Source organism: Asticcacaulis sp., assembly GCA_024707255.1.
GTDB lineage: Bacteria > Pseudomonadota > Alphaproteobacteria > Caulobacterales > Caulobacteraceae > Asticcacaulis.
Map to the genome: position 1 here is coordinate 206,640 of JANQAC010000001.1, position 12,428 is coordinate 219,067.

Below are 12,428 nucleotides of genomic sequence, written 5' to 3' on the forward strand. Positions count from 1 at the left end.
GAAAGCCATGACAGGCGCAATCGTTAATCAGCGTCTGCCGGTGATTATTGCGAGCGGCCAGGGTTGCTGGATAAAAAAGGCGCCTCTGCCGGTAGCCGGCAAAGGCGCCCAAGAGCCGATCATCCCAGAAACCCACCCGGCCGGAACCGGAGGGGTAAACGCTTCCGACAGGGTGATCGGCGGCAGTTTCGCAAATATGTGTGCCTGCATTTCATCAGTGCTGGCTCAGTTCCGCGACCACATCATAGGCGTCGCCGCGATAATAGGAGTGGCTGAGTTCGCAGGTCCGGCCATCGTTCAGGAAACCGCGACGCTCGATGAACAGACCGGCCTCACCCGGCGCCAACTCAAGCTTTTTCTGCCTGTTCCGCCGCCAGTGATATCGCTCTCAGGCGCTGCAGGGCGCGCACCGGACGATGCCCGGTCAAATCCAGGGCGGCGTAAAGCGAAGAGGTGATCAATCCGAGCGGTGGCAGGCAGAAGGCGGGAATGGTGGTGTATTCCAGCGCCATCAGCGTATTGTCGGCATAACGCAGGCGCACAAACCGGCAGACCTCCGAACCAGGCGACAACCCCAGGGAGAGCGATTCCTCTGGTGTGACCGTACCGCGAGTCTTGCTCAGCCATTCCGAGCGCGGCGTGCTGCCGCGCGCCAGCATATCCTCGCTGAAGGAGGACAGCTTGGCGAAATTCTTCTCCAGGCGCCGAATAACAAAAGTGCCGGCCCCCCGGCGGCGCGCGATCAGGCCCTCCGCGGCCAGTCCCTCGATCGCCTTGCGGACCGTGATCCGCGCAATGTCGAAATCCTCGGCGATCTGCCGCTCAGCGGGCAGGACATCATTAACGGCCAGGGCGCCGGTATGGATGGCCCGGCGCAGGCTGTTCTGCAATTGAATATACAAAGGTGCGGGATCTTCGCTTGCCAGGTTTCCCAGCGTGTCACGCAAGGACAACCGACCGGTCAGGTTGGAATGGGGGACCGATGTATTCATCTGTTCAGACCATTATCGGCGCCGTGGGCCAGCAGCAGCGCCCCTTCCACGGCATCCTGTTCGGCCGGCGTCAGCAGGCGTCTCGCCTCTTCTCCCAGCCAAGGCAGGATCGGTTCGGCCAATCCGCCGACCAGGGCGATGCGTGAGGCGCCGATATCACTCAGACGCGCGATATAGCGGCCAATATCATCGGCCACATCCCGCACAAGTCCGGTAGCGATTGGGTCACCGGCGTCTGCGGCTTCCATGATCATGGGGGCGAGCGTGCCGAAATCGCTGGGCGTGGCCGTGGTGACGAAGGCGATGACGTCGGCCGGATTGCCGCCGAAGGAGGCGATGACGTCGCGCGTAAAGGCGCTGGACGGCGCGATCTGGTCATAACCACGCAAGGCCGCCCGCAGGGCCGCACGCCCAAGCCCAGCGGCGGAGCCATCGTCCCCCACCTCGAAACCCCAGCCGCCGACAGCATGGCCGACACCATCCACGAAGGCATAGCCGGCGCTGCCCGTGCCGGCGATCAGTATGGCGCCGTCGCGTCCGGAAAAGGCCCCAAGGCAGGCGGCATGGGCGTCGCTCGCCGCGTAAATGCGGCCAAAGTCCGGCCCGGAATCGATCGTGACCTGGGCATTCATCTCGGTGGTAATGCCGGCCAGTCCCATGCCAATGTGGATATCCGGCAGATCGGCGTGGGAAAGCTGGGCCTGCGCCAGGGCTTCGTCAACGGCGACCATGATATTCTGCCAGACCGTGACAAGGCCCAGGCGAATATTGGAGGCACCGCCCAGGCCTTCGCCGAGAATTTTTCCGGCCCGGTTTTTCAGGCGGGCGCGACATTTGGTGCCGCCGCCATCGATGCCGATATAATAAAGGGGCGTATTGTTTTGTAACATGATAGTAAACTCAGATCTTGATAATGATATTCTTGCGGTCGAGCAGATAGCCTAAGCCCCAGCAGACCAGCATATAGGCGACGGCGCAGGCCAGAGAACCGAGCGCACCGGGAACAACCGCCTGGAACAGGTGAATGCCGATCCAGTCATAGAGCCCCTCTCCGCCCACCTTGATCATCTGGAGCACGGTGACGAACAGTTCCGAGAACAGATAAATGGCCAGCGGATTGCGCCCGAAGATTTCGAAGAATTTAGTGCCGCGGGTTTGTCCGGCGATCTCGACATAGCTGATCAGTCCACCCAGGATCACCAGGTCGATACCGATGGTCAGCAGCACGAAGGAACTGGTCCAGATGCGTTTGGCGAGCGGGAAACCGAGGCTCCACAGCAGGCCGACCGCGACGAACACCGCACCGCCGATCAGCAGATTGCGCACCAGAAGCGACTTGTTTTCGCTGCGGCTGATATAGCGTCCTGCCAGATAGCCGGCGATCACATTCACGATGGCGGGCAAGGTGCTCAACAGGCCTTCCGGATCATAACCGTGCCCCTTGCGGTACATATGGTTGATACCGAGCACCGCCTGATCGAGCAGTGCGCCGGCATTGCCGAGCGGCGTCAGTTGCTGGCCGGGTACGCCGAACATCATCAGGATCGACCAGTAACCGACCAGAAGCAAAACACACAATGCGATCAGGTATTTGACCGACAGATAGCGGCAGGCAATGGCGGCAATGCCAAAGCACAGGGCGATGCGTTGCAGCACGCCCATGATGCGGGTCTCGCCGATTGGATTGAACACCCAGCTTCCGTCGGCCTGCTGGTGGACGAACGGGAACCAGTACATGAGGTAGCCGAGCAGGAAGATGATCGCCGTGCGCTTCAACACCTTCAGCAGATAGTCCTGGTGGCTGACGCCAGGCTTCATGGCGAAGCTCATGGCGTTGCCGACGGCGAACAGGAAGGACGGGAAAACAACATCGGCCAGGGTAAAGCCGAACCACTGGGCGTGTTGCAGGGTGGCGAAGGGTTCCGCTCCGGCGCCGGCCGTATTGACGACGATCATGATGCAGACGGTCAGGCCGCGGAAGACATCCAGGGATTTGTAACGCGCGGGCTTCATGCGCAGGCCTCCAGCAGGGATTTGACATCCGCCAGCGGATCGGCAGGCACCTGTCGGGTGTAGGTGGTATCGGCCTTGACCCACTCATGCTCCCAGTCGGTGATGGCGGCCGTGAAAGCGGCCTGATCGAAGGGCGTTTGCGCGACGACCGACTGACGTAAAGCGCTCAGGAACTGCGTCCATCGCGGCAGGTAGAAGTTGGCATAAAGCCCTTGCCAGGCCTTGGAGGCATAGTCGTTGAGATTGCCCTTGCCGCCCCACACCGTCACCTGCGCCTTGGCGTTTTCGACATAATAGGCGCTTTCCGCCGGCGTATCGCCATAGGCGCGGGCATCGTCGATCCAGCTCGACAGGGTTTCCTGCTGCGTGCCCAGCAGCGCATCGACGCGGCGGGCCAGATCGCTCAGATGCTTGACGGCCGCATCGCCGCCCGCCAGATCACCGGCCTTGTAAGCGGTGATCGCCGCCTGCAAAATGGAATCGATCTCAAAACCGGCCAGATGGCGCACAGCATCGATGATATCGTTACGGAACAGCTTCGAGCCGGCCAGATCTGGTGCCAAGGCCAGGAACTGCTCCACAGCCTGCTTCAGCAATAGCGGATTGCCCGGCAGCGGCGGAAATTCCGTCGCGTCTATTGTGGGGCGCTTGAAGAACAGATAGGCGCCGGCGCGGCTTTTCCACCAACGCGGCGTCCAGTAGCGCGTCTGGTAGACGGCGGCTTGCAGATTGCCCCAGGCCGCCAGCAGGGCCGGCGAGGTCTGGCCATAGCGGGCGCGGGTATAGACCTTGAGCCAGTCGGCGGGCGCCGCATCTTCCCAGGCCAGGTCATAGAGATATTCATAGACGACGCTGTTGCTGTGAAGACCTTCCGGGAAGACACCGAAGCCCGCGAGATTGCGCGTCTTGTCACTGCCCCTGATGGCTGCCAGATCGGTGCGGTAAAAGTCGAGATCGCCATAGACAGGGTTGGAGCCACCGTAATTATGGACATAGCCGTATATCCAAGATTTGCCCTTGAAGGCGTCGGCGCGGGTCCAGACATCGGGGTAGCGGTCATTGCCGATATCCAGTACCATCAGCTTGTCATCAGGCACGCGGCTCAGGAAGGCGCCAATGGCGTCGCTCGACCAGAAGTCGCGGTCGGCGCCGAACAGCCAGCCTTGCATCACCCACACGGCATCGGGCCGCGCCTGACGGATCGACTGATAGATCGCCGCGCCATAATCAGCCGAACGCACCGCCTTCACCGCCGGATCTACGGCCTCGGCGGCTTTCGCGTTAGCCGTGGCGTCGCCATAGGTGGCCTTTGCCGCATCGGAGCCATCGGCGGAAATTGGCGGCAGCATTTCATTGAAAGAGTCGGCGAGGTAATATTGCCCTTCGCCATAGGTTTCGGTGTAAAGCGCGATGAAGCGCCCCGCCAGTTTGGCAAACAGGGGATCGGCCGGATCAAGCCAATAGGTTTCGTGGAAGCCTTCCCAGGCGCGCATCTTGTAAATCCGCGCGTCGGGATGTTTTTCGGCGAAGGCCTTGGGCACATAGCCGCCGAAGGCTGGCAGGATCGGCGTCATGCCCAGTTCGCGCATTCGCCCGAGAATGCGGCGTTGCAGGTCGCGTTTCTTGACGATCCAAGCCTGTGGCACCGGCGTGTCATAGCCTTCAATATTGCCCATGCGTTGCCAAGGGGTGAAGGCCGGCCCGGAGAAATAGGCCGCCAGTTCAGCGTCGCTCAGGCCGTTTTCCCGCCACAATGCCTGCCAGACAAATTCCTGACCTTCCATGGCCAGCGGCATATCAATGCCGTGCAGCGCCATCCAGTCGATCTCGCGCTCCCAGCGCGGCCAGCCCCACCAGGGCGTGGTATAGCCGAAGGTGCAGGTGTTCATATAGACGCGGTGGCGGAAGGGCGTCTCAACCCGGCGCTCCGCTGTGGCCGGCCACTGATCCGGTAATCCGATACGGTCGCCTTCCCAACTGATATCGGCCAAACCGTTTTGTTTCAGATAGCTGTAAACCCCGCGCGTCACCGCCACGGGACTTGAACCGGTCACCATCAGCTTGCCGCCACGCGCGGCCACGCTGTACCAGGGTCGTTGACCGGACATAGGAGACAGTTTGAAAATAACCGATTTTGCCGACCTGCCGATCAGTCGCGTCAGCACACCACTGGCAGCCGTCGCCTCACCGGCCTGCGCAGCTTTCCCCGGAAGCAGCGCCAGGCCGGCCAGGCCGAGGGACTGCAGGAGCGCCTGGCGACGTGAGAGCGGGTAAGGCATAGGCGAAATCCCAAAATCCATTCAGTATAGACAGAAAGTCCGGACAGCGTAATGGCACACATTACACTGTCCGGGTTTGACCCGCGGAGGGAAGCAGGGGGAGGAAATACTTTAAACCTCTCCCAACGGGCCATGCATGACGAAAGCGCGGGGCTTAGATGGCTACCTCACCCCGAGCGCTCGCCTACATCTTGTATTGAAGGCTGATATAGTATGAGGAACCGGTGACGCTGGTCATCTGCCAGCGGCTCTCGATGTCCTTATATGCCTCTTCCTTCTCATTGGTGATGTTGAGCGCACCGAAGGACGCGCTGAGACGGCTGTTGATATTATAACCGAGTGTCAGGTCGTAGAGGGTGCGGCCGCGGATCGTGTGGCCTTCACGTGCGAAGAAGCTTTCTGCACTGGTCTGTGTATAGGCACTGCGGTAATTGGCCGAAAGACGGGCGCTGAAGGTCTTGTTTTCCCAATAACCTGTCGCATTAAATGTGTTTTCCGACAGATTGGCGAGATGGAAACCGGACGTGCCCTTGCTGGATGGCTCGACGTGCGTGTAGTTGCTGGTTACACCAAAGCCCTTAACCGGAAGCCACTGGTCGAACGATTGCTGCCAGTTGATTTCGAAGCCCTTGATCTTGACAACCGAGGTATCGTTCTTTGTTTCAGTTATGTCGTAGATAGCGCCCGTCGTAGAGACACAGTCGCCATCACTGTTGGTCGAAAGCGCCGTTCCATCGAAAGATGCCGGACAAACCAGGGATGAATAGGTACCGTTCTTGACGTCTTTCAGGAAGCCGGAGAGGCTCAACCCGTTGCCATCACCATAGTACCACTCGATACCGAGATCGAACTGGTTAGCTGTCAGAGGTTTCAGGGTGGCTGCGCCCAGCGCAATGGTATTGACTGTTACACCGTCCGAATTCGTGCCGGTGCTGATCGTCGTCGCCAGATTGGAATTGGTGTCGAGAATCGGACGGACCAGAACCTTGGCCGCCGCCGCACGGATAAGCAGGTCAGGCGTCAGGTTGAAAACAAAGTTGGCCGACGGCAGGACGTTGTCGTAATCGGTTGGCGTCGAATAGGTGCCCGTTACCAGCGAGACGTTCGAATTCACTGGATTGGAACCTGACGCCAGATAGCCGTTCACCAACTGTTTGGTATCCTCGTAGCGGATACCGAGATTGCCGTGGAATGGCACGTTGAAAACATCGCCCTTCAGATTGGCCATGGCGTAGACCGACGAGATGTTACGGCTGACGCTGTAGCTACCTGTTGGATCGAAGACGGTCGGCACATTGATGCCCGATGCGGCCAAAGCCGCCCGGTAAGCGACGATATCCGGCACCGCCCAGGTACGGTCAACCGAATCCGCGCCATCCAGGAAGTTGTCGACGATCGTGGTTGATACAGGGCTGGCCGGCGTATCGGCGGCCGACAGGCTTCCATCAAGATCACGGCGGGTCGAATAACGCGACAGGGTATCGCGCTTGACCTTGCCGCCGAAGGACACCGAGCTCAATATGCCCATGTCGATCCAGCGCGTGGCATCGAACTGGGCAGCGACCTCGTCGGAAATATTGGCGTGCTGGGCGCCGTCCGGATATTCGTTACGCGTCAGAAGCGCGCTGTCATAGGACGCTGCGTCGGACAGATCGTTCGACGTGGTGAATTGGATATCGTTAGGGTCGCTCATATCAAGGGTCGACGAGGCGATATTGATGCCGAGAATGGCGGCCTCTTCGGTCAGGTAAGCCTTGCCCTGCGTATAGTGCAGCACACCCTTGAGGGTCCAGTTGTCGAAGCCTGTCCACTTGACAGTGCCGGTCAGGGCCTCGCTTGACAGATTGCGGGTTTCCAGTTGACGGTTATTTTCCGCGGTATAGTTGGTCTGGGTCGTCTTGAGGGCGGTCAGGCCGTCACTGTCCTGGGTCGTGATATTGCTCTGATTAAACAGGAAAACCTGCTGGATAGTATCATAGCGGGTATTATCTTTTGAATGGATCGCCGAAAGGCCCAGTTCTAGGCCGGCGACCGGCCTGTACTGAACGGCAACGTTGAACTGCTGACGCAGAGTGTCACGATCAATGCGGCGATAGCGGATACGGCGAGGCGTATAGAGTGTCGTTCCGTCGGCATTGGCGGAAGTAAACCAACGGTCCATAAACAGATAATCGGCGCGGTCACTCAGTTCCTGGTAATTGGCGCCGAGGAATACACCGAGCTTCCCACCGTCAAACTGGTCAACATAAGAAATGCTGGCTTTTGGGGTTATCCCGCCCTTGGCATTGTTCGCCTTCTGCCCCTTAACCGAGACAACCAGTTCGCGGCCCTTCTTATCGAGCGGGTGAACTGTCTCGATATTTACAGTGCCGGCCAGACCGCCGGCGTCCATATCTGCGGTTGGGGATTTGTAAACCTGAATGCTGCTGGCCAGTTCGGTTTGAATAATGTCATAGCGGAAGCCGTCGTTAAAATCGGCACTTGCAAAACTTTGGCCGTTAACGGTCGTCATGGCATATTGCGGACCAAGCCCACGAATACTGATTGTCGCGCCGCGACCATTGACGTTCGCCATTTGCACGCCCGGAATGCGCTGGATCGCTTCGGCAATGTTTTCGCTGGGGAACTTGCCAAGGTCTTCAGATGAAATACCGTCAGAGACCCGCGTGTCATTCTTCTTGTTCTTCAGAGCCGAGGCGAGGCTTTTGCGAAAGCCGGTCACGACCACTTCGGTGGTATCATCGGCGGGCGCTGCGGGCGCGGTCGCTTCCTGGGCCATGGCCGAAGAAACAGTGAGCAGGCCCGCGAGAGCCGTGCTGAGTAAAGCGTAGTTCTTGAACGTCATAGTCTATCCCCTTTTAGATTAAGTCGCGAACAGCCGGCGTTTAGGTATGCGTGGGCCGGTCTGTTTCTGATGTGACAGGTGTCATGTTTCAGCCTTCAAACCAATTTGGCGGGAGACGATACCATTAGGACCGTATTGGAGCGCCAATTGTAAAATCGAGACTATGGCTGGCAAATTGGCCTGTCAATTTCATTATTGGCAGCGTGACATTTTTTTGTCGAGCTCTACAGATTTTAAATTGGCTTAACAGTAAGATGTTTTCCGAATTATCCGGATTTAATATTAAATTTTAGGTATTTATGCATATTTAAATAAGAAATCTGACCAATTTACAGCCCGCACATTGGTCAACCTCTGTGATAAAAATACTATATTCATCGACCAGATGGGCAAGAAATCGCACCAAAATTGGTTTGCCAAATTCATTGGCCAACCAATATCGCCAGCCGGACCGAAAGTTGGGCATAGGACCACCCTTTCGATTCCTCGTCAGAGAGACCTGCGCGTCACGACCTCGCAACCGCGGCTCGAGGTTAAGAGACAGGCGAGAATGATCTCCTGTTCGGCTCTGATGCAGCAGATCAGCGCTCTAAATGCCATTCTCAGAAAGGGCTCTAAATCAGACGCCGACCTTCAGCCGGCGACGACCGGCACGGACGCGGCTCCCTGTCTTTTCCGCGTTGCCTTCAGCCAAGCCAAAACCTTCGCCACCGGAGAGCAGTTGCTTCACGGCGTCCATGTGCTGCCACATGGTGACATAGGCGCCATCTCCATCACGGTTGCGGACGGCGCTTAACAGGCGGGCGTGATCCTGAACCCAGCGGTCACGATTCTGGGCGCTGTGCAATCTTGGGCCTGCCGCTTTCCAGAACGGGTCGTTATCCCGTCGCATCCATAATTGCCCAACCATGATGGTCAGTTCTGCGTTCTGCGTGGCGGCGGCAATCGCCATATGCACCTGCAACTCAAGCTTTTCCCTGACATCCGCAAAGTCAGCCCGGCCATAATCATCGCACGCCTGCTGGATATGAAGAATATCGTCTTCAGTAACCTGGATGGCGGCCAGGCGGGCAATATGGCTTTCGAACCACTGGTGCGCCTGCATCAGCTCGAAAGGTCCGCCGGCAGGCAGGAGTTCCCAGGCCGGACGTGCCTTGACCTCGACGACCTCAACAGGCTGTATTTCATAGGCCTTGCGGGTGATGTAGATTCCTGAGCCCTGGCGGGATTGCACGAGCCCCTTCACTTCGAGCATGACCAGGGCATCACGAATCACGGCCCGCCCGACGCCGTAGACCTCGGCCAGTTCACGCTCGGTCGGCAATTTTCCGGAGGCCCGGAATTCACCGGTGCGAATGCGTTGCAGCAGGGAATTCCCAACGCTCTGATACGCGCGGACCTCCTTGTCTGCCTCAGTCTTTGCCGTTAAAATATCACCCGTCTCCGTCATGCCTGTTCGCCCCTGTCGCAAACTCTGCTTAAATATCCCGCCATCCCCGCCGAGGGCACTTGTATCTCAATTCTACACTATATCGAAATTGGTTAAGCAATTTCAAGCGGAGATGACCTCGCTATCCACCATAACGTACATTGAATACCGATGTGCATACTGACCGAAATGACAGAAAAAAATGCCATACTCAGTGCCAAGCTAAGGCTAAGGCCTAAATGCCTGGCTTTTGGGTAAGGCATCATTGAGCTTGACGGTCACTGCCGCCACGCTCTGATGGAAGATCTGGGTGCGACAACCTGGCTGGGCGGAAAATGCCGCAAAATCAATACGTTCTTACAGTGGTTCACAGACGAAAAAAGCGGTGCAATTGCACCGCTTTTTTCGTCTAAGTCATTGATTTGAATGGCGCACTCGGAGCGATTCGAACGCCCGACCCTCAGATTCGTAGTCTGAGTAATTTGTCAGTGTTTTCAAAGCAACGAATGCGCCAAGGTTGTAACCGAATTGGGCGAGTTCGCAAGCCTGCTACATCAGGTACAGCGGTGCCAACCACGTCATAAAAGCATCGCCTGTGGCGCGGCGGGGCTCAGGTTTACGCCTTTTCCGATCAGCAGCTCTTTCGCGGCCTCGCTCCGATCGGCATTGCCCACCGTGTAAACCGTGTCGACCGACAGGATATCCGCCCAGGCGAAGAGCGCGCGGATCTCGGGCGTGTCGTTTATCGACATCAGGAACATGCCGGCAGCGCCCTGGAGCTTTGCGGCCAGGCGCTCGAAGTCGCCCCGAATGAACAGGCCGTGGCCATAGTCGCCCTCGCAGCCCCAGTAGGGCGGATCGAGATAGAATAGCGTACCCAGCCGATCGTATCGTGTGATGAAATCGAGCCAGTCCAGGTTCTCGATCACCACGCCCTGGAGGCGGGTACGGATGCGCTCGATGCGCGGCTGGATACGCGCCAGGTCGAAATTATGCGCGGCCGTGGCATCGACACCGAAGTTCTGACCGGACACCTTGCCGGCGAAGGCCAGTGTCTGCAGATACAGGAATCGGGCGGCGCGTTCGACATCGGTCAGATCCCGATCGCGCGTTTCCTTCAGGCGATTGAATTCGTCACGCATCGCCGGCCGCCAGCGCAGCTCGCGAAACAGCGCCTCCGGATGCCGCTGGATCACGCGGTATAGGTTGGTCAGGTCGCCGGAAATGTCATTCATGACTTCGACGGCTGGCCGAACTGCCCGACGGAGGAATACGCCGCCCATACCGACGAACGGCTCACAATAGGCCCTATGCTCGGTGGCGGCCAGGATAGCGCAGACGCGTTTCGCCAGGAGACGCTTGCCGCCGAGCCATGGCGCCGCCGGTTCGCAGGGCGAAACTGGATTGAGAACAAAATGTGAACTTTTAATTGACATGGGACCCTCGTTAAGGAATCAATGCAGCCGCCTGTGCAGGCAGGGCGGCGGCGTACTGAAGGAACAGACGTGCACTTTTGGCACGCCGGGCGAGGGTCTTGCTCGCCGTTTAGGCGCGTTGGCGCGCGCCGAACCCGCCCGAGGACGGGAATTGAAAGGGATAGGTTCGATGAAGTGGCCACGCACCGAAAACTGGAAGGCCGAAACCATGCTGAAGGACCTGCATCCGGATGAGGTGCTGACGATCATGCGGCCGGGCCAATCAACTCTGCACCTCACCGTGCGCGAACTGATCCATGAGGCCCGGATCAGTGGCACCCTGACGATCGAGCAGGTCGAATGGGCATTTTCAGACCGGCCGTTGCCCTGCAAGACCGGATCAGGCGTTCAATGAAACTCGCTGACCCACCGCCACCCGCCTCGCGCCAGGTCATAGCCGAGATCGACGCCGCCCTGGGCGAATTGCCGGCCAATGCGCTAGATGTCTATATCGATCTGTCGTGGCCGCATTATCAAGAGCTACTCGCCATCAAATGCTTGAGTACCGACGCCATGCAGATCCGCAACTGGGGGACTTGCTACGAGAGACGTCCATTGAAAGTTTATCGCGGATATGTTCTTAAATACTACCAGTACGGCCACAGCCTGGTCGTCTACAGTAAACCGGACGGTTCTATAGGCGGTGTCCGGATCGCTTATGACAGGGATGCGGATGACTGATACAATTCAAAAGACCATAACGGCCCTGGACGAACGCACCGTGGACCGCTTCAACGCCGTTGCGGCGCTGGTCAACGTTATCGATGATGCCTACCCAGGGCAGTTCTCAGCCGACGAATTGAAGGAGGTCGAAACTTTCGCCGGGCGGGTCGTCGCCGATCTGGAATCGGGCAGCATCGATACCTATACGGCGGTCGCCTCGATCGATGAGGCCCGTATACTGGCAGCCGCCGGCGTGCCGGACTTTCTTGACCTGATTGCAATCGGTGCGGAATAGCGCTTGGCCGACGGAATGATTTACCGCTTTTACGACTACGAATCCCGCGAGGAGCTTGAGGGTTTCATAGCACCCGCCCTTGCCATCTGCCCGCGAATTGGTGAGGTCGTGCGGGTCATTATCGACGACCGCGCCGACCTCGGCTTGCGCCGGATCGCGGACATCGAGCACCAGGTCTTTGCCGGCGCCACTGAACTCGATGCGCGGCACCTGGTGCTTATTTATTTGGCGTAATCCGGCGCGCCAGGCGCTGCGGAATAATTGCCAATTTTCCTGAAAATATAACCATTTCCGCTTGCCTTACCCAAATAATTTGGGTAATGTCATTTTACCGGGAACTTCCCCGGTGACCCTAGAGGAGAACGCCTATGAAACTTCGGTTTCGGTTCTTTTTTAGAAAGTCCCTCAAGCGGCTGGTATTAGATTTGACCATCAAG

General features: G+C 58.2%; 10 protein-coding genes, 1 tRNA gene and 1 pseudogene. 4 read left to right on the top strand and 8 right to left on the bottom strand.

Annotated features, from left to right (window positions below; genetic code table 11):
• Positions 1-214: 214 nt before the first annotated feature.
• The 8 genes and pseudogenes from NVV72_00905 to NVV72_00940 form a co-directional block, all read right to left on the bottom strand.
• Positions 215-953, bottom strand: a pseudogene (locus NVV72_00905) (GntR family transcriptional regulator).
• 35 nt (positions 954-988) lie between these two features.
• Positions 989-1,882 (bottom strand): ATPase, encoded by an 894-nt coding sequence (locus NVV72_00910; GenBank protein MCR6657953.1) that lies wholly within the window; start codon positions 1,880-1,882, stop codon positions 989-991.
• Between the two features lie 10 nt (positions 1,883-1,892).
• Positions 1,893-3,005: a heparan-alpha-glucosaminide N-acetyltransferase domain-containing protein gene (locus NVV72_00915; protein ID MCR6657954.1), complete on the bottom strand. Its 1,113-nt coding sequence runs from the start codon at positions 3,003-3,005 to the stop codon at positions 1,893-1,895.
• On the bottom strand, positions 3,002-5,284 hold the full coding sequence (locus NVV72_00920; GenBank protein ID MCR6657955.1) for an alpha-N-acetylglucosaminidase: 2,283 nt from the start codon (positions 5,282-5,284) through the stop codon (positions 3,002-3,004). The genes NVV72_00915 and NVV72_00920 overlap by 4 nt, the downstream gene beginning before the upstream one ends.
• Positions 5,285-5,468: 184 nt before the next feature.
• Positions 5,469-8,129, bottom strand: a complete 2,661-nt coding sequence (locus NVV72_00925) for a TonB-dependent receptor (protein ID MCR6657956.1) — start codon at positions 8,127-8,129, stop codon at positions 5,469-5,471.
• 619 nt (positions 8,130-8,748) lie between these two features.
• Complete coding sequence (locus tag NVV72_00930; GenBank protein ID MCR6657957.1) at positions 8,749-9,579, bottom strand: GntR family transcriptional regulator; 831 nt, start codon at positions 9,577-9,579, stop codon at positions 8,749-8,751.
• 406 nt (positions 9,580-9,985) lie between these two features.
• Positions 9,986-10,068, bottom strand: a tRNA-OTHER gene (locus tag NVV72_00935).
• 68 nt (positions 10,069-10,136) lie between these two features.
• Positions 10,137-10,994 (bottom strand): DNA adenine methylase, encoded by an 858-nt coding sequence (locus NVV72_00940; GenBank protein ID MCR6657958.1) that lies wholly within the window; start codon positions 10,992-10,994, stop codon positions 10,137-10,139.
• A gap of 169 nt (positions 10,995-11,163) precedes the next feature.
• On the opposite strand from NVV72_00940, the gene NVV72_00945 reads away from it, so the two are divergent.
• The 4 genes from NVV72_00945 to NVV72_00960 are packed head-to-tail and all read left to right on the top strand — an operon-like array spanning position 11,164 to position 12,225.
• Positions 11,164-11,388 (top strand): hypothetical protein, encoded by a 225-nt coding sequence (locus NVV72_00945; GenBank protein MCR6657959.1) that lies wholly within the window; start codon positions 11,164-11,166, stop codon positions 11,386-11,388.
• Positions 11,385-11,714 carry a hypothetical protein gene (locus NVV72_00950; GenBank protein ID MCR6657960.1) on the top strand — a complete coding sequence of 110 codons (330 nt, stop codon included), beginning with the start codon at positions 11,385-11,387 and terminating at the stop codon, positions 11,712-11,714. The genes NVV72_00945 and NVV72_00950 overlap by 4 nt, the downstream gene beginning before the upstream one ends.
• On the top strand, positions 11,707-11,991 hold the full coding sequence (locus NVV72_00955; protein ID MCR6657961.1) for a hypothetical protein: 285 nt from the start codon (positions 11,707-11,709) through the stop codon (positions 11,989-11,991). Before NVV72_00950 ends, NVV72_00955 begins: the two co-directional genes overlap by 8 nt.
• 3 nt (positions 11,992-11,994) lie before the next feature.
• Positions 11,995-12,225, top strand: coding sequence for a hypothetical protein (locus NVV72_00960; GenBank protein ID MCR6657962.1), 231 nt, complete (start codon positions 11,995-11,997; stop codon positions 12,223-12,225).
• Positions 12,226-12,428: the final 203 nt, after the last annotated feature.

Coding starts and splice junctions, on each gene's coding strand:
- NVV72_00910 (MCR6657953.1), bottom strand. CDS start 1,882: ATGTTACAAAACAATACGCCCCTTTATTATATCGGCATCGATGGCGGC.
- NVV72_00915 (MCR6657954.1), bottom strand. CDS start 3,005: ATGAAGCCCGCGCGTTACAAATCCCTGGATGTCTTCCGCGGCCTGACC.
- NVV72_00920 (MCR6657955.1), bottom strand. CDS start 5,284: ATGCCTTACCCGCTCTCACGTCGCCAGGCGCTCCTGCAGTCCCTCGGC.
- NVV72_00925 (MCR6657956.1), bottom strand. CDS start 8,129: ATGACGTTCAAGAACTACGCTTTACTCAGCACGGCTCTCGCGGGCCTG.
- NVV72_00930 (MCR6657957.1), bottom strand. CDS start 9,579: ATGACGGAGACGGGTGATATTTTAACGGCAAAGACTGAGGCAGACAAG.
- NVV72_00940 (MCR6657958.1), bottom strand. CDS start 10,994: ATGTCAATTAAAAGTTCACATTTTGTTCTCAATCCAGTTTCGCCCTGC.
- NVV72_00945 (MCR6657959.1), top strand. CDS start 11,164: ATGAAGTGGCCACGCACCGAAAACTGGAAGGCCGAAACCATGCTGAAG.
- NVV72_00950 (MCR6657960.1), top strand. CDS start 11,385: ATGAAACTCGCTGACCCACCGCCACCCGCCTCGCGCCAGGTCATAGCC.
- NVV72_00955 (MCR6657961.1), top strand. CDS start 11,707: ATGACTGATACAATTCAAAAGACCATAACGGCCCTGGACGAACGCACC.